Source organism: Paenibacillus sp. FSL M7-1046 (genome assembly GCF_038007405.1).
Taxonomy (GTDB): domain Bacteria; phylum Bacillota; class Bacilli; order Paenibacillales; family Paenibacillaceae; genus Paenibacillus_AQ.
The window spans coordinates 6,325,221-6,346,711 of the sequence record NZ_JBBOXB010000001.1; the positions used below are offsets into that span (position 1 = coordinate 6,325,221).

At 49.5% G+C, this 21,491-nt stretch carries 22 protein-coding genes and 1 pseudogene; 4 read left to right on the forward strand and 19 right to left on the reverse strand.

The genetic code is table 11. The features are described 5' to 3' along the window. Window position 1 precedes the first annotated feature (1 nt). Both NYE29_RS28075 and NYE29_RS28080 read right to left on the reverse strand, forming a co-directional pair. Window positions 2–610, reverse strand: a complete 609-nt coding sequence (locus tag NYE29_RS28075; RefSeq protein WP_340898418.1) for a hypothetical protein — start codon at window positions 608–610, stop codon at window positions 2–4. Then, window positions 591–2,603, reverse strand: coding sequence for a sedoheptulokinase (locus tag NYE29_RS28080; protein WP_340898419.1), 2,013 nt, complete (start codon window positions 2,601–2,603; stop codon window positions 591–593). Before NYE29_RS28080 ends, NYE29_RS28075 begins: the two co-directional genes overlap by 20 nt. 179 nt (window positions 2,604–2,782) lie before the next feature. Between NYE29_RS28080 and NYE29_RS28085 the strand changes: the two genes are divergently transcribed. After that, window positions 2,783–3,541: an SDR family oxidoreductase gene (locus NYE29_RS28085; RefSeq protein ID WP_340898420.1), complete on the forward strand. Its 759-nt coding sequence runs from the start codon at window positions 2,783–2,785 to the stop codon at window positions 3,539–3,541. Window positions 3,542–3,675: 134 nt separating this feature from the next. Here NYE29_RS28085 and NYE29_RS28090 read toward each other — a convergent pair. Both NYE29_RS28090 and NYE29_RS28095 read right to left on the reverse strand, forming a co-directional pair. Continuing rightward, window positions 3,676–3,864, reverse strand: a pseudogene (locus tag NYE29_RS28090) (antibiotic biosynthesis monooxygenase family protein); the annotation flags it as partial. A 28-nt stretch (window positions 3,865–3,892) separates the two neighbouring features. Next, window positions 3,893–4,675 (reverse strand): SagB/ThcOx family dehydrogenase, encoded by a 783-nt coding sequence (locus NYE29_RS28095; RefSeq protein ID WP_340898422.1) that lies wholly within the window; start codon window positions 4,673–4,675, stop codon window positions 3,893–3,895. A 128-nt stretch (window positions 4,676–4,803) separates the two neighbouring features. Between NYE29_RS28095 and NYE29_RS28100 the strand changes: the two genes are divergently transcribed. Next, on the forward strand, window positions 4,804–5,679 hold the full coding sequence (locus NYE29_RS28100) for a LysR family transcriptional regulator (protein ID WP_340898424.1): 876 nt from the start codon (window positions 4,804–4,806) through the stop codon (window positions 5,677–5,679). Between the two features lie 98 nt (window positions 5,680–5,777). Here the strand turns inward: NYE29_RS28100 and NYE29_RS28105 are convergent, their stop codons facing one another. The 5 genes from NYE29_RS28105 to nirB all read right to left on the reverse strand — a co-directional run bounded on the left by NYE29_RS28105 (window position 5,778) and on the right by nirB (window position 10,657). Next, complete coding sequence (locus tag NYE29_RS28105) at window positions 5,778–6,098, reverse strand: iron-sulfur cluster biosynthesis family protein (RefSeq protein WP_340898426.1); 321 nt, start codon at window positions 6,096–6,098, stop codon at window positions 5,778–5,780. A gap of 132 nt (window positions 6,099–6,230) precedes the next feature. Beyond that, complete coding sequence (gene cobA, locus NYE29_RS28110) at window positions 6,231–6,998, reverse strand: uroporphyrinogen-III C-methyltransferase (protein WP_076109356.1); 768 nt, start codon at window positions 6,996–6,998, stop codon at window positions 6,231–6,233. Then, window positions 6,995–7,867, reverse strand: coding sequence for a formate/nitrite transporter family protein (locus NYE29_RS28115; RefSeq protein WP_076109355.1), 873 nt, complete (start codon window positions 7,865–7,867; stop codon window positions 6,995–6,997). The genes cobA and NYE29_RS28115 overlap by 4 nt, the downstream gene beginning before the upstream one ends. Before the next feature lie 29 nt (window positions 7,868–7,896). After that, a complete protein-coding gene (nirD, locus tag NYE29_RS28120; protein WP_076109413.1) occupies window positions 7,897–8,208 on the reverse strand; it encodes a nitrite reductase small subunit NirD in 312 nt (103 codons plus the stop codon). A gap of 19 nt (window positions 8,209–8,227) precedes the next feature. Next, on the reverse strand, window positions 8,228–10,657 hold the full coding sequence (gene nirB / locus NYE29_RS28125) for a nitrite reductase large subunit NirB (protein WP_076109354.1): 2,430 nt from the start codon (window positions 10,655–10,657) through the stop codon (window positions 8,228–8,230). A gap of 332 nt (window positions 10,658–10,989) precedes the next feature. Between nirB and NYE29_RS28130 the strand changes: the two genes are divergently transcribed. Both NYE29_RS28130 and NYE29_RS28135 read left to right on the forward strand, forming a co-directional pair. Next, window positions 10,990–11,586 (forward strand): ANTAR domain-containing response regulator, encoded by a 597-nt coding sequence (locus NYE29_RS28130; protein WP_076109353.1) that lies wholly within the window; start codon window positions 10,990–10,992, stop codon window positions 11,584–11,586. Between the two features lie 12 nt (window positions 11,587–11,598). Continuing rightward, window positions 11,599–12,633 carry an anthranilate phosphoribosyltransferase gene (locus tag NYE29_RS28135; RefSeq protein WP_340898428.1) on the forward strand — a complete coding sequence of 345 codons (1,035 nt, stop codon included), beginning with the start codon at window positions 11,599–11,601 and terminating at the stop codon, window positions 12,631–12,633. 87 nt (window positions 12,634–12,720) lie between these two features. On the opposite strand, the gene NYE29_RS28140 is transcribed toward NYE29_RS28135, so the two are convergent. The 10 genes from NYE29_RS28140 to NYE29_RS28185 all read right to left on the reverse strand — a co-directional run bounded on the left by NYE29_RS28140 (window position 12,721) and on the right by NYE29_RS28185 (window position 21,490). Then, window positions 12,721–13,215 (reverse strand): DMT family transporter, encoded by a 495-nt coding sequence (locus NYE29_RS28140; RefSeq protein ID WP_340898429.1) that lies wholly within the window; start codon window positions 13,213–13,215, stop codon window positions 12,721–12,723. A 50-nt stretch (window positions 13,216–13,265) separates the two neighbouring features. Further along, window positions 13,266–13,964: a Crp/Fnr family transcriptional regulator gene (locus NYE29_RS28145; protein WP_340898431.1), complete on the reverse strand. Its 699-nt coding sequence runs from the start codon at window positions 13,962–13,964 to the stop codon at window positions 13,266–13,268. A 20-nt stretch (window positions 13,965–13,984) separates the two neighbouring features. Further along, a complete protein-coding gene (locus tag NYE29_RS28150; protein ID WP_340898432.1) occupies window positions 13,985–14,410 on the reverse strand; it encodes a DMT family transporter in 426 nt (141 codons plus the stop codon). Window positions 14,411–14,582: 172 nt separating this feature from the next. Further along, window positions 14,583–14,984 carry an NUDIX hydrolase gene (locus NYE29_RS28155; protein ID WP_340898433.1) on the reverse strand — a complete coding sequence of 134 codons (402 nt, stop codon included), beginning with the start codon at window positions 14,982–14,984 and terminating at the stop codon, window positions 14,583–14,585. Between the two features lie 102 nt (window positions 14,985–15,086). Then, window positions 15,087–17,051 (reverse strand): translation factor GTPase family protein, encoded by a 1,965-nt coding sequence (locus NYE29_RS28160; protein WP_340898434.1) that lies wholly within the window; start codon window positions 17,049–17,051, stop codon window positions 15,087–15,089. A gap of 9 nt (window positions 17,052–17,060) precedes the next feature. After that, complete coding sequence (locus NYE29_RS28165; RefSeq protein WP_340898435.1) at window positions 17,061–18,044, reverse strand: aldo/keto reductase; 984 nt, start codon at window positions 18,042–18,044, stop codon at window positions 17,061–17,063. Between the two features lie 109 nt (window positions 18,045–18,153). Then, on the reverse strand, window positions 18,154–18,972 hold the full coding sequence (locus NYE29_RS28170) for a GNAT family N-acetyltransferase (protein ID WP_340898436.1): 819 nt from the start codon (window positions 18,970–18,972) through the stop codon (window positions 18,154–18,156). A gap of 245 nt (window positions 18,973–19,217) precedes the next feature. Beyond that, window positions 19,218–20,393 (reverse strand): alanyl-tRNA editing protein, encoded by a 1,176-nt coding sequence (locus NYE29_RS28175; RefSeq protein WP_340898437.1) that lies wholly within the window; start codon window positions 20,391–20,393, stop codon window positions 19,218–19,220. Between the two features lie 65 nt (window positions 20,394–20,458). Beyond that, the gene (locus tag NYE29_RS28180; protein WP_076109344.1) at window positions 20,459–21,223 is read right to left on the reverse strand and encodes a TSUP family transporter; all 765 of its coding nucleotides are present in this window, start codon (window positions 21,221–21,223) and stop codon (window positions 20,459–20,461) included. 84 nt (window positions 21,224–21,307) lie between these two features. After that, window positions 21,308–21,490, reverse strand: a complete 183-nt coding sequence (locus NYE29_RS28185) for a hypothetical protein (protein ID WP_340898438.1) — start codon at window positions 21,488–21,490, stop codon at window positions 21,308–21,310. Window position 21,491: the final 1 nt, after the last annotated feature.

A 21,491-nucleotide genomic window follows, 5' to 3' on the forward strand; every position in this document is an offset into this window, starting at 1 on the left:
ATCATTTCACGCTAAAAACAATTTCAGTTCCTGTTTCGTTGTTCTTGAAGGGTTTGCTGTATTCCTTAAACTTTAGTTCCACACCCGAAATATTGTCGGGTAATGGCGGGGAGATCACATAATTATAAGCGGCATGCCCCGTTGAACTACCGCCATCTGACATTCGGCAGTCATAAGCTTCACCCAGATCAAGTTCAAAATGTTTGTGATGCTTATAGGAATGTCTGATCAGATCATCTACTGTAACATCCCAATCTATATTGAATGTAATTACGCTGGCATTGCTGTATTGCCGCATGGAAGTCAGTGTGTAGAAATAATCACCCTGCTCAATGGACTGAAGTACGGGAATATGTTGTCTGAATCCGGAAGGCTCAATCAAGGGTTTAAAATGCTCTTCACTTAACAAGGTTCCAAATACTGATTTTAACAAATCCTCGTAGAGTTCGAAATCCGCCGCCCAGTTAGAGATTTGCTCTAAGGGCGGAAACCCCGGATTATTGCCGGAGATATCTTTCCGTTGCTTGATTAGCGCACAGATTTTCTCATCAATATCAGTGATCCGCGTATCATAATGTTCGGTTGGACGTTCAAAAGGCATCCGTTTCATCGTTATCCTCCTTTAATAGAACAAACACTGACACCGATTCAAAATACAGCAGCCGTTTCTCATCCTCATAAATATCGGGAGGAAGCGACAAATACTCTTCAGTAAGCAGATCTGCTTCGCTAAGGCCATCGGACCGCCATAACGTCAGACCAAGCTGCGGAAAAGTGTAGGTGCATCCGGTTTCCGCAGGATTCCGGTCATAGGGAGATAATTGATCCAGAATAACTACCAGCTTCTCAGCCATGGTAGCAAATAGATCACTTCCGCCAAAACTGCAGGTCCACTCTTCTCCAGGATTGGCTATTTCGATGAATATAGCCGCTCCGGCGCCGTTATATTCTACTTTATAAAATATCGGGAAGTCCGCCGAGGCTTTCGCGATCTCCGCTTCGGTCATTCCCAATCGCAGCGGGCCAATGGATTGCCCGGGTAGTACAGGGATTAGCCGGGGAGCAGATTCCATTGAATCTGCACTCTGCGTGTAAGGAAGTTCTGCACGCTCTGCTTCTTCAGCATCACTAATTAACGGTATAACAGATTCCCGTGGCTCTGGAGCAGACAATCCGTATTTGTCCATCAGACGAAGTTTATCCTTGCTGCTTATCTCTACCTCGCAGGTTTGATTGCTTTGTTCCAGCGTTATGTATTCTCCGGCTTCTCTGAAGCTGCTCAGGTAACCTGATCCTACCGCTGCGCATAATGCCGCACCCACTGCCGCTTCTTCCTGTGAGCTACTCAGACTAAAAGGAAGCCTGAACGCCGACCGGACTTTGGCACATAATACTGTGTTGGCACGCAGTGCGTTACCAGAGCCGACTATATAATCGTAGGTTCTGCCGGTTTTCATCCCAAGAGCCGTATAGAATACGTGCAACTCATCAACCATCCCCTCCAGAAAGGCATGGGCAAGTTTGCCGGGAGTGAAATTGTCCAGCGAAATGCCTTCCATGCTTCCGCGTGTACTAGGGTTTGAACGGGTTCCAAGGAACTGTGAGTGTACCGTTAACCCCTGGCTACCCGCCGGATTATCCTTTAACAGCCGATCCATTATACCGTATACTTCTTCCGCTGCTTCTCCGGTATATGCTTCGATGATTTGCCGGAAAAAATGCTCCAAAAGAGCGTAGGATTTGCCTCCGCTGAGTGCAGCACCTACCATGAGCACACCACCGCCGGGATAAGGCCGCATTTCCATTCCGTCTACTTGCTCCATACCCTCCGGCAGCAGCACCGACAACTGGCTACCTGTTCCAATGTTCAGCAGCAGCGATCGGTCGGGAGCCGGAACACTTCCCAGAAAGCTTGCCTGATTATCTCCGAGTGAGGTGTATACAGGAATTCCGTGAGACGTGAGTCCTACTACCGTTCCTGAGGGTACAACCGGTGGCAGCACCTTAGGATCAATTCCTGCCTCAGCAAGGGCTGTCCGGTCAAAATCATTTAGAAGGAAGCTGTAGCAGCCAATCGCAGCAGCTTGTGTTGCGTCGATTCTTGGCACATCGCACCCTGCTAACCTTAATGCCACATAATCGGCAATCGTACAGAAGCTGGAGGCATCATTCGGAACAAGATCATGCAGCAGGTTATAATAGTGTGTTGCCAGCCCGTAGCCAGGAGCGACCGGGTAGCTGGTCGATTCACTCAGTTTCTGTGCATAGGAAAGCGAAGCATCACAAGGAAGCCCACCTCTGCCATCTTGCCAAGTATAAAGCGGACTGACATGTTGCCCATTTCTATTTACATATAAGATACCGTGCATTTGTCCAGTCAGGCCTATCCCGGACACATCCGGTTCCCATGATACCAGTTGCTCCAGAATATCTTCCACTTGCAGGATAATTATTTCAGGGTCCTGCAGCCTTTCCCACTCTGCCGAGCCAGTAGGGGTATTTCCTCCCTCATCCGAAAGGGTATGAAGCACTGTTCGCTGCTCCAGATCATACACCAATCCGGAAATTGAAGTCGTTCCGATATCCAGTCCGATAAACTTCACAATTGCTCTCTTCCTTCCCTGTAAACTCCATAATTATTTCCAGAATAACATAAAGCAGATAACATGCAAATAAACCTGAGGAAGTGATCCACAGGTACAGCACAGTGATTCTGCATAAACTGGATACCTTTAAAAGATACTAGCGTTTGGAAGATATTCGCGACATTGGAGGAAATCAGATGAGACTTCAGGACAAGGTAGCTGTGGTTACGGGTGCGGCTTCAGGAATGGGTAAGGCAATCGCCATTCTTTATGCAAAAGAAGGTGCCAAGGTAGTAGTCTCAGATATTCATGAAGAAGCTGCCCAAGGAACTGTGGACGAAATCAAGTCAGCCGGAGGCCAGGCTATTGCAGTAAAGGCGAATGTAGCGTCCGAAGCAGAGATTCAGAATTTGATAGATACTACAGTGAATACCTATGGCACATTGGATATTCTGGTGAACAATGCCGGAATTATGGATAATTTCGAACCGGCCGGAGATATTGAAGATGACAAATGGGACCGTGTCTTCGCAATCAATACGAACTCCGTGATGCTCTCAACGCGCAAAGCTCTCCCTATCTTTCTTGACAAACAAAAAGGGGTAATCATCAACGTCGCCTCAGCCGGCGGATTAAACGGTGCCCGGGCCGGTGCTACCTATACCGCTTCTAAACATGCCGTTGTGGGTTTCACCAAGAATACCGGCTTCATGTATGCCCAGCAGGGAATCCGCTGCAATGCTATTGCACCAGGCGCAGTTGAGACTAATATTGGCTCTACAATGACAAACATTAGTCAATTTGGTATGGGGCGTACCCAGCCAGGACTGGCCCTGAACCCCCGGGTCGGCAAACCGGAAGAAATTGCTCAAGTAGCGCTGTTCCTTGCTTCCGATGAATCCAGTTTCGTGAACGGAACCGTCATCGTAGCAGATGGCGGCTGGACGGCTTATTAAACATCGCGAATGAACATGCCAAAAACCCACCTCTGCTGAAATGCTGAGACAGGTGGTTTTTTGGCATACAGATGATATTTTACTCCATCTCACTCAGCATTCGCTCGACGATTTAGATTTAGGAAAAGATCTTTTCACAATTCATTTAGGGAGTATTCTCTTTCTACTTTACAAATTCTTGTGATGTAATTTTCGTACCAATCCGTTTTCCCTTTTTCCTGTGCTAACCCATGCGTTTCGTTTGCTTTCCAATTTTTAATGGCCTCCAAGGATTCCCAGTAAGAGATCGTTACCCCGAAACCAAGCGAATCCCTGACACTTTCCGCTCTTCATCTCCTTCTCTTACGCTACTTAAGTAGGCCGTCTATCATGCTTCCAGCCTTTTCCCGTTATTTTGCCGACGGATGCCATCAGAACAGAGAGATGACTGCTCCCGTCGATGCCCAGATACTCGTTCATGTTTTTGTCGAACCAGTGACCTATGGTGGCTACCCCCAACCCCAACCCGTTCCCGACAATATGAAGATTCTGTGAGACATGGCCTGCATCCCACCATATGTACCGATATGCCCGTTCGTTGTACTTGTCTTCCGTGCGTCCAACCATAGCGGTCCAAACAAAGTTAACAGCCGCCCGGCGGGTCATCTCCTGCTCCTCTGTAAACAGATAGGCAACCTGTGCTACGTCCTCCAGTTTTAACCCTTCCAAGGTCCATCGCTCCACATCCAGGTGATACAGTCCTTTTTCCAATCCTACCACGTTATTCACCAGCAGATAAGTTTCAATCGGATAAAGTGCTCCTGCGGAAGGCGTTGTCCGAAGTTTATACCCCTCCATATTTGCAGTGATTCCCTGTGTTCCCCAGAGCAATAGGTTTAATTCGTTCAATGAAAGTGGCTCATTGGTGAAATTACGCTTGGTACGGCGGTTGTTCAGCAGCTCCCACAGGGCTGGAGCTTCCGGAAAGTCCGGATTTCCCAATGGGATATGCACAATAGCCTCTTCATACCGCAAATACGTAGGCGGAGCTTTCGAAAAGTCGTACTTTGCCGCCCATCCTTTTTCCAAATCGCCGACAGCGTAAGAGGTTGCCTGGATAAAATCATTACAGATGCTCTTCCACTCAGGATGCATAAAATATTCCTCCCTTTTTACAGTTGATTCACTGCTCACAAGGTAGAGTATACGACGCAGTATACCATTAGTGAAATTATGCTTTATTATATAGTTAATAAGTATTTACTAATGTCAAAGGAGGAAACATGACACTTACGCAGCTACAAGTTCTAATTGCAGTATCGGAGCACAAAAATTTCACCAGAGCGGCTGATGCATTGGGGTTTACGCAGTCGGCGGTATCGCAAATGATCAACAGCCTGGAGAAGGAATTGGGAATCTTGTTGTTTCACCGCAACCGGCGCGGCATCTCCACGAGTTACATCGGTGAACGGATGATTCAGCATGCCCGGGAAATTTTGCGTATTACATCATGCATGAGAGAGGAATCCTCTGCTTCCTTGGGATTGGAAGCAGGAACACTTCGCATCGGAGTCATTCCCAGTGTATCCGCTAAGGTGCTTCCCGGCTTAATCGGTTCGTTCCGGGAGCAGTTTCCTCAGATTGATATTGTCTTGTTTGAGGGGAGCTACGAAGAGATTCACAGCTGGATCTCCGGCTCCGTAATAGATGTCGGCTTTACCACCACGCCTGACAAAGAGCTTCATACGTTTCCATTGCTTCAGGATCAAATGAAGGTGTTTGTTTCAAGCGATAGTCCGCTGAAAGATGAACCGTTTCTCACTTTCGACCAACTGAGGGGCAAATGCTTTATTATGGTTAAAGACTACGGCATCCAAAAACTGTTACAGGCGCATGGTAATGTACCGAATGTCACCTTCGAGGTGAGGGATCCGGCCACAATCCTCTCCATGGTGCAGGAAAGGGTCGGAGTCACTATCCTGCCCGAACTGTTCATGCCGGAGGTATTGCCAAAAGTGACGGCTGTCCCCCTTCGACCAGCCATAACTCGCGAGGTCGTACTTGCCGTACGTGACTTTCAGTACGTTTCTCCAGTGGCCGCAGAGTTTATTGTACACAGTCAAAATTATATGAAGAAAGTGGAAACAGCTGGACTCTGAGAGATTGAGCCTGCCTGGCTTAATTAGGAATGCACTTTACAGAAATCCCAGGAGTACATCGCTGGAAAAGGGACCCCGTTCTTGTCCCGAGGAAAGGATCATACCCGGGCATCTCTCACTCTGATATTGCTTCCGAATAAAGTGGAATCACTTGTCAGCTTGTAGGATGGATAATGTTCGTCGGCTTTCAGAGTCATCACTTCATCAAATAATGATTCCTGCTGGCGGTCGCAGAGAAAGACGAACGGTTGCTGCTGGAAGACGATATCCGTTGTATTAGGTTCATTTACGATCAACAAAACCAAAACACCGTTGCAGCCGCAATCTTCCGTGTCATAGAACAATTTGAAGGATCCGGGTTTATCATTAAGACTTTCTTCAAGTCGTCCGGAAGTTAAGGGATCCAGTTGAATTTGCATATCCTCCACTCTCCTTTAGAGCAGGTTGCTCCTAAATAGATTATGGAATAAGTATAGATTTTATATTCAACCGGGGCCTGTGACTGCACTCACTTACATATTGACAGTTCCTAAAAATTATATTTCGTGTGATTATCCAATTTGCGAACGTGCGGCATTCTCCAGAGCCAGCAGCTGTTCTCTTACTTTCACCGCTTCACCGATGATAATAAGTGCCGGATTGCTGATCTTCATAGCTGTGGCCAGCTTGTCGATGTTGCCAAGCGTACCGGTCACTGTCCGCTCACGGGCTGTAGTCCCATTCTCGATCAGCGCTACAGGAGTTGCAGCATCCTTCCCATGCTTCAGCAGCTGTTCGCGGATCCCGCCCAAATGGCTTACCCCCATGTAAATGACAAGGGTGTCCACGCTGTGAGCAAGTGCATCCCAGCGGACAGGAGCAGCATGATCGTGACAGCGGCTGCCGGTTACGATGGCAAATGAAGCGGCCAGACCGCGATGAGTCAATGGAATTCCAGCGGAAGCCGCTGCGCCGATGGCCGAAGTAATGCCGGGAATGACCTCGTAGGGAATTCCCGCAGCAGCAGAGGCAAGCGCTTCTTCCCCGCCCCGTCCGAAGACGAAGGGATCACCGCCCTTTAAGCGGACAACATGGCTGCCGGCGGAAGCATGTTTTATCATCAGCCTTTCGATACCTTCCTGCGGCATGGAATGCTGGCCCGGCGCTTTGCCGCAATAGATGCGCAGTGCCTCCTTCCTGCCATAAGCGAGCAATTCTTCATTCACCAGCCGGTCATAGAGAATAACATCCGCAGTCTGAATGCGCCGCAGCGCTTTAACTGTAATCAGCTCCGGATCCCCCGGTCCTGCTCCAACAATACTTATACTCCCCTGTTTCATAGGCTTTTCTCCAATACCGCTGTGCTTGAGATAACGACATTTCTCCGTCCGGACTGCTGCTCCGCTGTGGAAGAAGCTCCGGGCTTAAAGCTTTTTTGCGAAAGATAGAACAACAGGCCCGTAAACAGCACCCCGCCGAGAAAATTTCCGAGCAGAACGGGGATGCCGTTCCAGATCCACCAGTCTCCAAAGCTGACTTTTGCCCCTAGCAGCATTCCGGCAGGAATCACGAACATATTGACCACCGTGTGCTCAAAGCCTTGACCGAAGAACGTTAGGATCGGCAACCACATCGCCAGTATTTTTCCGGCTGTGGAGTTGGAGGTCATTGCCATCACTGCCCCGAGCGTAACCATCCAGTTGCAGAGCATCGCCTTGATAAAGGCAAGCGTCATCCCCTCTGCCCCCATACTCTTATAGGCCGTTGTTTTGCCTTCACTCGTTGTTATCAACGTCTGAATTAGCGGATTTGACATATCGGTCCCCATTTTTGTAATGGTGAGGCCATATAATGCTGCATATACTGCACAGCCGATTAAGTGCCCGATAATTACCCAGAAGAAATTGTTCAGCATCCGGCCTGTTGACGTCTTTTTCTCCAGCACCGCCAGCGGAATCAAAGCAAAGCTGCCGGTAACGAGCTCCAGTCCAAGCAGAATAATCATTACAAAGCCTACAGGGAATAAAAGTGCTCCGATCATAGGTATCTTAGTTTGGGCTGTTGCTGTAAAAGCTAAGGTAGTCGCACACGCCAGTATCGCTCCGCCGAGGCTGCCGCGTACAATAAGCTGCGTGATGCTCAGCTCCGCTTTGGCCTTGCCGGCTTCGATCATTGAGGACAACACTTCGCTAGGCTTCACATAATCCATGATTATCCCCCCTGTAATTTTTATCTGTACTAGATGGTCAGATAGATATGCCCGCTGCCGGGATCTATCTCGACCTCATAGGTTGTCACATGACCAGAATCGGGTGCCTGTACCGCACCGCTATGAAGGTCAATCCGCCAGTCGTGGAGCGGACAATGCACCTTTGAACCGCAAACCATTCCTTCCGATAAGACTCCGCCTTTGTGCGGACATTTATTCTCAACAGCCAGCACCTCACCACCGGAGAGACGGAACAAGGCTATCTCCTTGTCTCCCACCTTGAACTTGCGCGAGCCTCTGATGTCGATATCCGTCAAATTACCAACAAGCATTTTGGTCATAGTCATAGCAGTGGCCTCCTTATACCGTCTCGGGTTGTGAGAGTTCTTCGAAATTTTTGCGCAGCTCCGGCTCATTAACAATTTGTTTCCACGGATCGGTGGTGAGACTGAGCGTCTTCTGAATTCTTTCCTGTAGCGCCAGCCGTTCTTCCTTAAGCTCTAAGGCCTGCTTAATGCTGTCTAGACCCACACGTTCGACCCACTGGGCTGTCCGTTCGTTCCAGCCTGCATTCTCCCGGTAATATTGCAGAAATGCACTGGCCCACTCCAGCACTTCATCATCGGTCTTCACTACGCAGAGGAGATCTGTTGCCCGTACATGTACACCGCCGTTGCCCCCGATATGCAGCTCCCAGCCGCCATCAATGGCGACAACGCCGAAATCCTTAATCGTCGCTTCCGCACAGTTTCGCGGACAGCCGGAGACCGCAAGCTTCACCTTACCCGGCGTATTCAGCCGTTCGAAAGCTTTCTCTAAGCGAATGCCCATACCAAGAGCATCTTGCGTACCGAACCGGCAATAGGTGGAGCCGACACAGGTTTTGACCGTCCGGAGTGTCTTGCCGTAGGCATGCCCGGAAGCCATATCCAGCTCTTCCCACATCTTCGGCAGATCCTCCTTCTTGACGCCGAGCAAATCAAGTCTTTGCCCGCCGGTGAACTTCACCAGTGGAACCTCGAACTTCGCGGCAACCTCTGCAATCTTGATCAGCTCAGCCGGTGAGGTCACACCTCCGTAAATTCGCGGTACCACCGAGTAAGTGCCATCTTTCTGGATATTGGCGTGGTAGCGTTCATTCGTGTACCGGGATTCCTTCTCATCCACATATTCTTCAGGCCAGAGCATCCCCAAATAGTAATTCAATGAAGGACGGCATTTGGCACAGCCCTCTTCATTACTCCAATCCAGTACATTGATGACTTCCTTGACTGTCTTCAGTTCCATCCGCTTGATCTCGGCGACAATTTCGTCGCGTCCAAGCGTAGTGCAGCCGCAGATGCCTTCCTTGACTGTGACCACATGATCACCGGCATAGAGCTGCAGCAGCCCCTCTACCAGCGGTTTGCAGCCGCCGCAAGAGGCGGAAGCTTTCGTGCAGGCTTTGATCTGGCCTACGCTGGTGCAGCCCCCGGATTGAATAGCCTCGGCTATCGCCCCTTTGGACACACCGTTGCAGCCGCAGATGATCTCGTCATCAGCCATGCCTTCCAGCCGGTTTCCTTTGGGCGAGGCAAGGGCATCGCCGGAAATCCCAAGCAGCAGTTCTTTTTCCTTCCCCTTAATATTCTCGCTTTTCTTAATCATGGAGAATAGCTGTGCCCCGTCATTCGTATCGCCGAACAAGACGGCACCGATCAGCTTGTCGTCCTGAATGACCAGCTTTTTATAGACTCCGTCGATCTCATCCTGATAGCGTAAAGCTCTTGACCCCGGCTGCTCCGTGAACTGGCCTGCGGAGAATACATCGACCCCGGATACTTTCAGCTTGGTCGAGGTAATAGAGCCTGTGTAGCCTTCAGTCGGAACACCCGCCAGTCTCTTGGCGAGCACAGCCCCCTGCTCATATAACGGAGCTACGAGTCCGTAAGCAATACCCCGGTGCTCTGCACATTCTCCGACCGCATAGATTCCGGGAATGTTGGTTTCCAGATAATCATTCACAATGATGCCGCGGTTAATCTTAATAGAGCTCTTGCGTGCCAGCTCAATATTCGGCTTGATGCCGACTGCCATCACGATCAGATCGGTTTCGGCCACTTCACCATCAGTGAACAGCAGACCTTTAACTCTTTTTTTACCGAGAATCGCCTCTGACTGCTTCTTCAGCAGGAACTTCATGCCCTGTTCTTCCAGCTCTTTGCGGAGCATCACCGAAGCCGCTTCATCCAGTTGGCGTTCCATAATATAATCATGGATGTGTACAACCGAAACCTCCATCCCCAGGTGCAGCAGTCCTCTTGCCGCCTCCAGACCAAGCAGTCCGCCGCCGATGACCAGCGCTTTTTTATACTTTTGCGAAGTTTCCTGCATAATCCGGGTGTCCTTAATATCGCGGAATGCGATGACCCCTTCCTTCTCTGCTCCGGGCAGCGGCAACATGAACGGGTTAGAGCCGGTGGCCAGAATCAGCTCATCATAGCGGGCTTCGATCCCTTTATCCGTATATACTTTACGCTCCACAGTATCTATGGAAGTGACAGTGTGGCCCGTATACAGCGTAATATTGAAACTGCGGTACCATTCAAGGTCATTGATAATAATCTCATCCATGCTGGCTCCGCCTGCGAGGACAGAAGATAACATAATCCGGTTATAGTTCGGATGCGGCTCGGAACCAAAAATCGTAATCTCGTAAGCCTCAGGAGCCAATTTGAGCAAATGTTCGATCGCCCGTACCCCCGCCATCCCGTTTCCGACCAGTATCAGTTTTTTGCGTATTGCTGACATATGTCTCTCTCCTCTCCATGTAGACAACAGAAATAGCCCGCTTCACTCCGGCCGGAAACTTACGTTTCCAGGTAACAGATGTGAGAGCAGGCGCCATTGCCGCTTCGACCGAATACAACGTTGTATTCGTAGATTTGATGAATTTGTTAAAATGACTATACTACATGAATTCGTAATACGTCAACAATTATGACATATAAATTTTTATATATTTAATTTATCGACAACATCGCTAAATATGTGTTATATAATATAACATTATAACTTATATAAGTACGTTCAAGAGTAGATCTATGACGTCGATCATTACGATGTAAAAGGAGCGTCAAACTATGCATTCCCTGCTCGTCATTCATAATGGTACAACAGAGAACGATACAGAAACGCTCTCGTCCCGGAGCCCGGACGTCATTCTTCGCTCCTGCGGTTATGTGGTCGAGGTAGCTGATACTCCGGAACAGGCCTTGGCCCTGATCAGCGATGCCGATGCCTCCATTCTTCATCTGCCTATCACCGAAATCAATGAATGGAGCACCCCGCTGATCCAGCACAAAATTGCGCCAATGGTCTGGTGGTGCACCTCCCTGACCGCGACATTATCTGTCTCGGCCTGTGAAGACAATATTAGGGTCGACGGGATATTATCCCCCTTTATGCACCCGCAGGAGATTCACTGGATTCTTCATTTCAGCGCCAAGCAGTGCTTCGAACGCCATCAATGGCTGAAGGAGCGGGAGCAGTTGCTGTCCCGGATCGAAGAGCGCAAATGGATTGATATGGCTAAAGGCATTCTCTCCAAAGCGAAGAACATCAGTGAATCCGAAGCCTATGACCTTCTTCGCAAGCAGGCGATGAATGAACGCAAGCGTATGGTTGATGTCGCCACGTCGATTGTTAAAGTATATCAGCTGCTGCAGGATCAAACTTAAGGAGAATCCCATATGATCAATATTCTAAAAGAAGTTGCCAGAGGCAAACGGGGTGCCCGGGATTTAAGCTATGATGAAGCTTATTATGCTGCGGAATCCATTCTGGGCCAGACGGCCTCTCCCGTGCAGATTGGCGCCTTTCTAATTGCGGAGCGCATCAAGCTGGAAAGCATCGAGGAGCTGGAAGCCTTCGTAACGGTCTGCCGCAAGGCTGCCCACCGGGAGCCGGTTCAGCAGGGCCTCGATTGTGCCGGGCCTTATGACGGCAGAACGAATTCTTTTGTCGCCACCTTCCCTACCGCCTTCTTGCTGTCTGCTGCGGGAGTGCCGGTGACACTGCATGGTTCCCCTTCCTTGCCGCCCAAGTGGGGGGTTACGCTGCAGGACATTATTCAAGCCTCCGGTATTGAGATTGCCAGGCTGTCCCGGACAGACGCGATCGAAGCTGCAGAAGAAAGCGGCGTCCTCTTCGCCAAGGCTGAGCAGTGGTGCCCTCCGATTGGAGCTATTCGCGGCCTCCGGGAAGACATTGGCATGAGAACGATCCTGAATACTGCCGAGAAATTGATCGACTATTCTTGTTCTCCTTACATCGTATTCGGGATCTATCATAATACTGTGTTCGACCGGATTTCCAGGCTGATTGTGAAGCTCGGCTATCAAAAAGGGCTGGTTGTTCAAGGAGTGGAAGGCTCCGAGGATCTCTATATCGACCGCCCGAACCGTGTATACTCCATAGCGAACGGCACAGCGCAGCTGGATATCATTGATCCTGATGCCCTGGGACTTGAAACCGTAGTGCCTGAAATGGACTGGACTCCCCAGCGGCAGCTGCTGACGGCTGAAGCAGTGCTTCAGGGAGGCGGGCATATGGCCTTCTACAATCAGACGCTGTTGAACGGTGCTGCCCGGCTTCACGTGGCCGGAAAGGTCAATTCTATAGAAGAAGGCGTGTATACTTGCAAGCATTTACTGGACAATGGAGACGCCTGGATGGTCTACAGCAAGTGGAAAAATGCACTGCTCGGCAGTAAAGCACTCCACTAGAGCTGTTACAAAAAAAAGCGCGTAACCGTAACCATACGGTGCGCGCTTTTTGCTGCAAAAAAGACCTAAGCCTAAGAATAACCGCTATTAATCAGTATGCAGTGCTTGCCGCTGCTTGCGGGGTTCGGCAGACTTTTGCGGATCGCGGCCCCCTCCTAATTTGAAGACCAGAATTCCGCCTACAATCACCAGAACACCTATGAGCTGATTCAACGTGAACGGAACCTTGGCCAGACCGAGCCAGCCCAGTGAATCCCACAGCAGGGCGAAGCCGAGCTGAGACGTTAGTACAATCGAAATCGCATATGTTGCTCCAAGCAGCCTGGTGGCCTGCACCAGACAGATGACCACACCGACACCGATCATTCCGCTGATCCAGTACCAGGGCTGCATATGCTGAAGAGTGAACATATTTTTGCCTTCCACGATCAGCCCCATTACCAGTGAAGCAATAAAACCCATCCCCAGTACCAATGTTGTTGTGGACCATGATCCCGTATGTTCATTTACTTTGCTGTTGAATATGTTCTGCAGGCTCACAAGCGCCCCGGCAAACATGGCCAGTAGTAGTCCCAGTATCATTATCTATTACTCCTTTTTTATCTTCTTTATGTTCATCAGTATGGTGTGGTTTACTCATAAATATTACGGTGCGCCAGCCTGCTAAGGCCTTCCCGGTCCTTCACCAGAATGTAGCCTTTGCTGCGCTCGGTCAGCCCCTGCTGGCAGAACTTCTGGATTACCCTGTTCAAATGCCTATAGCTGGTGCTAATAAAATTCGCCGTATCCACCAGATTAATCGTGCTTAATTGCCCCGTAAATTGAGGATCGGATTCATCATAGGTAATGGATAAAAGATAACTCGCCAGCCGTACCTCAACGGGGTGCATCAGGTTCAAGCTGAGGAAATCGGATTTTCTGTAGAATTTCTGAGTAATAATCTCCAGCAAAAATTGCAGCAAGGGCGGATGGTTCTGCCCGTATTTTTTCAGCCATCTGTACGGTATGCAAATCATATGAACCGGCGATACGGCTTCAACCGTGTTCAGCAATTCTGTTCCCTGAATGTATTCAACATCCCCGATTAGCTCAAGCGGTGTCTTGAAGGAAATAATCAGCGTCTTGCCCTCGGCCGTCGTCGTATAAATCTTGAGTTTACCTTTAACCAGCACGTACAGCGACTCGGAAGGATCTCCTTTGAAGCAAATCGTTTCCCCCTGCGCAAAGCTGTACAGCGACAGATGCGCCCTCAGCGGTTCAATGAGAATCTGCTCCAGCTGATGTTTCTGCAAATAGGTCTGCAGCAGACCTTGGTCTTGAATTTCCTTCATGGCCGGCTTTCCCTCCAAGGCTAGAACTTAAGAATGACCACACCCAAGATCATCATTCCGATTCCGATAAATTGCGGCAGCCGCATCTTCTGCTTCGCCACACCGAACCATCCGTTACTATCTATCAAAAATGTAAGGAGCAGCTGCGCGATCAGTAGTGCCGATATGGTAAAGGTAACACCGATATTCTGAATTGCGGTCACTTCGCTAAAAATAATAAAAGCGGCGAATGCACCTCCTGTTAAATACAAGGGTTTGACCAGCTTGAAGCCTTGTTTCTTCCCGTCTCTAACGAACAGCAGGATGATAAAGGCCATAATAAAGCCCGTTAATTGGGTGATCGTTGCTGCCTGCCACGTGCCTATATCCTGGCTGATGCGGGCGTTGGCTACCCCTTGCAGCGTAATGCAGGCCCCGGCCAAGAATGCAAAAATAATTCCTCTCATTGCTTCTCTCTCCTCTATGTGATCTCTGCTTTAATTAAATGACATCTTGCGTTATCCGTGAAGGACATATGTCCTAAGTGGAGCAAAGAGTTGATTTGGAAGCGACAGGACAATAAATCGAAAGCCCGTTTCAAGCCATGGTATTGGCTGAAACGGGCCTGGAAAAGCAATATTAGGAGAGCAGCTTCATTTCATGCAATTGGTCAAAAATGATCATACTGACAGCGGAAACATGTTCCCTGTCTTTATAGCTAAGCCATGCCAATTCTGCAATTTCCGCTGCCGGAGCAAGCTGCCCTGAGTAATCTGCGGTGAGACAGGTCATCTGGACAAGCACGCCTTCCTCTTTGCCATGGGCCGCTGCTTCATAAGTGCCAAAAGGCCGGATACTGTCCGGCACAAGCCGGACCGTTAATTCCTCTTCGATCTCCCGGATTAACGTCTCATTGTCGGTTTCACCCGGTTCCCGTTTCCCGCCGGGAAAATAATAGGTATCCTTTCCGTGGGAACGGGCAGCCAATATTTTACCTTCCACGATGTGAATCCAAGCGATCTTGTCTATCGTTACTGTCATGTAAATCCCCCTCAAAATCTTGGCCTTTGCTCTTTTAATTAAAAGCGAAATTTCTTGCTACGGAAAGGACATATGTCCTCGTTGCAATCTGCCAGCGGGTGCTTACCATTGCCGTTTCACATGCATATGTTTCTCCGCTTCATCCCAAGGTACGGAGAAAGCTTGCCCTTTCGCGCAAAAAATCGAAATGGAGGTGTAAGCCGGGTCGGCATTTTTATTGTATTGTTTATTTAGGATAACGGTTTCCGGTTCATGGCAATCCTGATAACCGGCAACCCTTAGCGACAATGAGCCTTTGCCCTGCGTCATTGAGGCCAGTCTGACGGAATAGTTCATAAAGGTAGCGACAGGCACTGTACCCGTGACGACTGCCACTTGATCCGTCATCTCGGGTGCGGCAAAACTCCCGCTAGCCTGCTGGATATCCGCCATTACTTTGCCCACATGATCGATATTTATCCTGATCTTGAGCGCATACACCGGCTCCAGCAAAATATTCTCCGCCTGCTCCAGTCCTTGACGCAAAGCCCGGAATGCGGCTTCCCGGAAATCCCCGCCGTGGGTGTGCTTATTATGCGCTCTTCCACTTAGCAAGGTGATACGCAGATCCGTCAGCGGTGAGCCGGTAAGCAGGCCACGATGCCGGCTTTCCAGCAAATATTGTTTAATCTGGTGCTGGTAGCCGGCAGCTAAATCGTCGGGGTGGCACTCATTCTGAACAGAGATACCGCTGCCGCGCGCGCCGGGCTCAAGCTTCAGATGCACCTCGGCGTAATGGCCGAGCGGTTCAAAATGGCCGCAACCGCACACTGTGTTCTGGATCGTCTCCATATACAGAATCTCCGGATCGCCAAATGTCACCGGGATACTGAAGCGTTCGCGCATAATCTGCTCCAGAATCTCCAACTGAATTTGCCCCATCACCTGAATATGCAGTTCCTGCAATTCCTCATCCCAGCTCACATTCAGCGACGGGTCTTCCGCACCCAGCTGCTGGAAGGCAGTATGCACTTCCTTAAGATGCACAGGCGGTTCAAACCGCACCTTTGATTTCAATGTCGGGACAAGCCCGCTGCTGAGGTGAGCCTGCAGCAACCCGACGCCTTCTCCAGGCTTAGCGGCTGTTAATCCCGTGACCGCAAACAGCTCTCCCGCAGCGCCCCATTCTGCTGCTGTTGTCTTAGCCCCGTAAATTTTGCGGATACCGGTAATCCGTTCCGCTATCCGTTCCTGAGCAGGACCGTAAGCCAGCTCCTCTCTTGATTTAAGCACGCCTTGCAGTGCTTTAATGTAAGTGATCCGTGTTCCCTTATCATCATGGCGTATCTTATATACTCTTCCTGAAAAAGGCTGCTGGTAATCATATTCAGTATGTACCAAAGCATCCAGGTTGCGGAGAAAGCTGTCGATGCCCTCATCCAGCAAGGCAGAACCAGACATACACGGAAAGATTTTGCCGTGAAGGACTAAAGCGACGAGCGCTTCGAGCCAGTCAGAATCGTTTAGACTTCCGTCCAGATAAGCCTCAAACAGCCGCTCATCGCGTTCGGCCATAAATGACTTGAGTTCTTCGTCTACTCCGGTTTCCTGAAGTTCCGGCAGCATGAAGGCATCCCTGCTGAGCTGTAAGCGGATTTCATTCAATACACGCTGCGGGTCAGCGCCGGCCCGGTCGGTTTTATTGATGAAGAAAAAGGTCGGAATTCCATGCCGGCACAGCAGCTGCCATACGGTCTCTGTATGGCCTTCCACACCTTCAACAGCACTTACAATGACTACCGCGTAGTCGAGAATCTGCAGAGCTCGCTCCATCTCCGGCGAGAAATCGACATGCCCGGGCGTGTCCAGTAGAAAGTAGCGCGAATCCCCAATACTGAATTCCGCCTGGTCGGCAAATACCGTGATTCCACGCGCTTTTTCAATCTCATGCGTATCTAAAAACGTATCTTTATGATCCACTCTGCCCCGGCTGCGGATGGCCTCCGTATGATAGAGCAGCTGCTCGGCGAAGGTCGTTTTCCCGGCATCAACATGGGCAAGCAGACCGATGGTTGTGTTCCTTGTCATAGAGTCGGCTTATACACCCCCACGGATGTGCGGAACGACATCGTTGCTGTAAAACTGGCTTAACCGCTGCATCTCTTCTGCCGTAAAGGAAGGAACTTCGCGTGACGCGAGGTTATCGGCTACCTGCGCTTCATTTTTAAATCCTGGAATGATGCAGCTGACGGCAGGATGATCCAGAATCCAGCGCATCGCTGCTCTTGCCATGTTCCCCCGGCCTTCGCTAATCCAATCCAGCTTACGGGCCAGCTCTACACCTTTGACAAAAGGCAGACCGGCAAAGGTCTCCCCCACATTAAACTGCTCGCCATTGGCATTGAAGCTGCGGTGATCGTCAGGCTGGAAGATGCTGTCCTCCTTGAACTTCCCTGTGAGCAGGCCGCTGGCAAGCGGCAGCCGCACCAGGATTCCCGCACCTTGCGCTTCGGCACGCGGCAGCAGTTCCAGTGCGGGCTGCTGGCGGAACAGATTGAAGATAATCTGAAGCGCTTGCACGCCAGGATACTCGAGACATAGAAGTCCCTCTTCAATCGTTTCCACGCTGACTCCGTAATGACGGATTTTACCCTCGGCTTTTAATTGATCCAGAACGGCAAATACACTACCGTCACGTAAAATCTCAATTGGCGGACAATGAATCTGATACAGGTCAATGGCTTCACGCTGTAGGCGGCGCAGGCTTTGTTCCGCGTATTCGCTTACTCTCCGTGCTGAATAATTCTCAGGATCATGAATGTCACCGGCACGGCAAAATTTCGTGGCAATATGTATTTGATCTTCTTTGCCTTTGGTGGCTTTGGCAAGCAGCTCTTCGGCATGACCGGAACCGTATACATCAGCGGTGTCGAAGAAATTCACGCCTTGCTCAATAGCCAGCGCCAGACCCTTCAGTCCGTCCTCATCCCGGCTTGTTCCCCAGTCGCCGCCAATGGCCCAAGTGCCAAAGCTGACTTCGCTGATTGACAGTCCTGTATTTCCAAGCTTACGGTAATTCATATGATATCCTCCCGGAATATTAGATTGTTAACGCCACTTAACGACACTTGCACAGCAAACCATCCATTTCTATTATGAACGGTTCGCTGTGCAAGACACAAGTATCACCTTACTCCCTCACAAAAGAAAATACCGGGTATTGCTCAACAGGGGCAAACCCCAGTTTACAAGCTAGTCTGTGAGAAGGGTGGTTGTCATGCGTGGTTTCCCAAAGTGGAATCATCCCCCTTGTCAGATAATAGTCGATTAAAGCAGTTGCAGCTTGTTCAGCATAGCCCTTGTTCCGCTCGGCTGCTTCGAAAGTATCTACATCAATAAAATATTCTCGTCCGGCTGTGAACCCGTTATTTTTGCAGATCGAAAGGGTACGTTCTCCAAGCTTTACCGCCGCACCGCAGGTTCTCTGCTCCGCAAACTTTGTATGTACATAAGGCAGGTGATGATAAGCATCAGGCAAAATAGGATACTCAGAGAGTTCGATCCGCAGGTTACTAGTTATATCCGGTTTCGCGTATTGTTGTCTCCGATTAAATTGCTCAGGATGGAACACATACACTGATTCGAGATGTTTATCCACATTCCATTTGTTCAATTTGTCCATTCCGCCCAGAAACAACGTCTCCCACTCCCTGGAATCGTCCGTATAAATTTCAAACCAGCTGCGGTTATGAGCTTTGCAATCGGGAAGTACCACATCCTGCAAAAACAGCTTCACTGCCTCTTTATTCTGCTCCGGGTTGATGTCGCCTGCGGCATACATCCATCTGCCGGTCGCCCACACTATTGCAAGAGTCGGCCTCTCCGTCGCATCTGTAAATACCCGCCCCGGATAACTTCCCCGCAGCACAGATAGTGCCGGAATATGCTGCTTTTTCTGGTTAAACAAAGATTCGAGTATTTCATACTCTTCATAGTTCAGCTCTTTCATCCCAGTTCTCCTGAAGTCCGACATGGAAATATAATCAGATATACATTTTAGATTATACAAGCTCTATTGCGATTATAAAGGGGCAGTTATTATATAACCCTTAAGCAACCCTCAACTCCAAATGGCCGTTTTCGCTTTTTAGCGATACGGCCATTTTTTATAAAGATGCTTTATTTTTGAGAAATACTTCTGTTTCAGTGATCCGAAGTACGGCTTCGTGAATCTATGGCATCAGGGGATCTCGTCTAGATAAATTCTTTTTTGGCAAATTCATAAAAAGCAAGTGCATTCTCCCATGCCGGAAAACCGGCCTGAGCCATCTTATCACTGCCCCCGCCTTTACCCTGGAATTCTGCCAGGCTGGCTTTGAAGAAGGCTCCACAGGAAATTTCGGAGCTGCCGCTGTGGGCGAGTACCACTTTATTCTCTTCTGCTGAGAGCAGCAAGACCGGAAGCTCCGTCTGTGCAGTCAGCTTAAGTGCCAGACTCTGCAAATCCTTGAGTGATCTGCGCTCAAACACTTGCGAAACCAGATGACATTCCGGTTCCAGAGCTGATAACAGCTCCCGGGCGGTGAAGCTGTCATTCTGGTCCTTCAATGCCGTGAGCTCCAGCTGCAGATCCTTATGCTCCTGCTCCCACTTCTCAATCCGGTCAATGATTTCATCCTTGCCCGTATTGTATTTGGCGGACAGTATGCTGAGAATTTGCAGACTCTCATTAAATTCCTCCAGTGCGCGGGTTCCGCATTTGAAAGTAATTCGGATATTGCCCTTCTGCTTCTCTGCTTTCAGCAGCTTGATCATGCCGATAGCTCCTGTAGAAGAGACATGTGTCCCTCCGCAGGCGTTATATTCTACACTATCAATTTCGACAATCCGGATGTTCTCCGTCACTTTGGGCTGCTTCACAAGAGGCAGATGCGCCAATTCCGCTTCATTTACGAAATAGCTTGTAATGCTGTGATTCAGGTATATGTGCCGGTTGACCTCCCGTTCCACAAGCGCCAGCTGAGCGGGAGCCAGCTCCGGCAGTTCAATGTCGATCGTGGCATATTCACTGCCAAGGTGAAAGCTTAATGTCAGGGCCTTGCAGAGATCGAGGAATACGGCTGAGAGCAGGTGTTGGCCACTGTGCTGCTGCATATGGTCGAACCGCTTGTCCCAATCAATCCGGCAGCTGAGCTGGTTGTCTGCGGGCAAACGTTCTACCTTGTGCAGTACTTCATCATCCTCCAGAATAACATCAAGGACTGGAAGTTCATTGATAAACCCCGTATCACAGGGCTGCCCTCCACCGTGAGGATAAAAGGCCGTTTCTTCCAAAATTAAATACAAGCCATCATCTTTTTCAACCGCACGGCTGATTTTGGTTTGCCATTCCTTCAAATAGGCAGATTCGTAGTAAAGCTTATTAGTCATAACTGTGTCCCACTCCATTTCCGTCTCCGATTGTGTTGAAAAACTGTCTCCGCCATTTCTTCTTGTTAATGCATCGTATCCCAGATTTGCTTGCTGATCAAGATGACCGTCACCGCAATAAATAACGGACGGATATATGCGGCACCTTTGCGGATGGCAATTCTGGACCCGACAATAGCCCCGATCACCATCGGGATTCCCATAATCAGTCCGTAGGAATAACTGACCGAGCCTAACGCTACAAAGGTCAATAAGCTTGAAATATTGCTGGCGAAATTGAGCACTTTAGCATTTCCTGCGGCTGTCACGAACTCGAACCCCATCATCAAGAAGGCAAAGATCAGAAAAGAACCGGTTCCCGGACCAAAAAATCCGTCATAGAAACCAATAAGCAGAGCGACTGCAATACCGATTAGACGTGATTTTTTGCTGCTGCCGGCGAATGTGGATACATCTCCCCAAGCTTTTTTGAACAAAGTATAAATTGTGATCACGACCAGCATGACAATAACCAGCGGCTTCAGAAACTCCGAGGGCACCTGCCTGACTGTAAGTGAACCTGCCACTGCACCGATGATGGAAAAAGGAATGAGTACTTTGACCAGTTGAAAGTTGATCTTCCCCGAACGCATAAAGGAGGCGGTACTTGTGAAGGAGCACAACGTCCCGGCTAATTTGTTGCTCCCGAGCAGTAAGGGTAATGGAATCCCTGCAGACAGCAGCGCCGGAATTGCAATCAGCCCGCCGCCTCCAACTACAGAATCAATCAGTCCGGCCAGAAATCCGCAAATGACCAGAATAGCTATCATACTTATGCTTGCATGCTCCATACTGCGCAAATCCTCCTGCTATGTATTTCAGCTACCTAATGAGTCAACCGCTTATTTCCTTAGCTCCGCATACCTTTGTCAGCCTCAGATATACTTCTTCGCTCCATCCATATCCTTGAAAATACTAAATTTATCGAATAGCACTCCTTGATGATCGATCGCGCGAATTTCCAATTGTTGTGGAGTTACTGCTACTTGCAGAAAATGCGGCACTGCCAGCGATTGTGAAGTGAACCATTCCCGCTTGGGCAGCAGCCACTCTGGCATT

Bases quoted from the DNA above. Each gene is read 5' to 3' on its own strand.
- NYE29_RS28185 (WP_340898438.1), bottom strand. From the start codon at position 21,490: ATGCCAGAGTGGCTGCTGCCCAAGCGGGAATGGTTCACTTCACAATCG.
- NYE29_RS28095 (WP_340898422.1), bottom strand. From the start codon at position 4,675: ATGCATCCTGAGTGGAAGAGCATCTGTAATGATTTTATCCAGGCAACC.
- NYE29_RS28115 (WP_076109355.1), bottom strand. From the start codon at position 7,867: ATGGATTATGTGAAGCCTAGCGAAGTGTTGTCCTCAATGATCGAAGCC.
- NYE29_RS28130 (WP_076109353.1), top strand. From the start codon at position 10,990: ATGCATTCCCTGCTCGTCATTCATAATGGTACAACAGAGAACGATACA.
- NYE29_RS28150 (WP_340898432.1), bottom strand. From the start codon at position 14,410: ATGAGAGGAATTATTTTTGCATTCTTGGCCGGGGCCTGCATTACGCTG.
- nirD (WP_076109413.1), bottom strand. From the start codon at position 8,208: ATGACCAAAATGCTTGTTGGTAATTTGACGGATATCGACATCAGAGGC.
- NYE29_RS28180 (WP_076109344.1), bottom strand. From the start codon at position 21,223: ATGGAGCATGCAAGCATAAGTATGATAGCTATTCTGGTCATTTGCGGA.
- NYE29_RS28165 (WP_340898435.1), bottom strand. From the start codon at position 18,044: ATGAATTACCGTAAGCTTGGAAATACAGGACTGTCAATCAGCGAAGTC.
- NYE29_RS28105 (WP_340898426.1), bottom strand. From the start codon at position 6,098: ATGCAAATTCAACTGGATCCCTTAACTTCCGGACGACTTGAAGAAAGT.
- NYE29_RS28135 (WP_340898428.1), top strand. From the start codon at position 11,599: ATGATCAATATTCTAAAAGAAGTTGCCAGAGGCAAACGGGGTGCCCGG.
- NYE29_RS28155 (WP_340898433.1), bottom strand. From the start codon at position 14,984: ATGACAGTAACGATAGACAAGATCGCTTGGATTCACATCGTGGAAGGT.
- NYE29_RS28140 (WP_340898429.1), bottom strand. From the start codon at position 13,215: ATGATACTGGGACTACTACTGGCCATGTTTGCCGGGGCGCTTGTGAGC.
- NYE29_RS28170 (WP_340898436.1), bottom strand. From the start codon at position 18,972: ATGAAAGAGCTGAACTATGAAGAGTATGAAATACTCGAATCTTTGTTT.
- NYE29_RS28175 (WP_340898437.1), bottom strand. From the start codon at position 20,393: ATGACTAATAAGCTTTACTACGAATCTGCCTATTTGAAGGAATGGCAA.
- cobA (WP_076109356.1), bottom strand. From the start codon at position 6,998: ATGAAACAGGGGAGTATAAGTATTGTTGGAGCAGGACCGGGGGATCCG.
- NYE29_RS28075 (WP_340898418.1), bottom strand. From the start codon at position 610: ATGAAACGGATGCCTTTTGAACGTCCAACCGAACATTATGATACGCGG.
- NYE29_RS28160 (WP_340898434.1), bottom strand. From the start codon at position 17,051: ATGACAAGGAACACAACCATCGGTCTGCTTGCCCATGTTGATGCCGGG.
- NYE29_RS28100 (WP_340898424.1), top strand. From the start codon at position 4,804: ATGACACTTACGCAGCTACAAGTTCTAATTGCAGTATCGGAGCACAAA.
- NYE29_RS28145 (WP_340898431.1), bottom strand. From the start codon at position 13,964: ATGAAGGAAATTCAAGACCAAGGTCTGCTGCAGACCTATTTGCAGAAA.
- NYE29_RS28085 (WP_340898420.1), top strand. From the start codon at position 2,783: ATGAGACTTCAGGACAAGGTAGCTGTGGTTACGGGTGCGGCTTCAGGA.
- nirB (WP_076109354.1), bottom strand. From the start codon at position 10,657: ATGTCAGCAATACGCAAAAAACTGATACTGGTCGGAAACGGGATGGCG.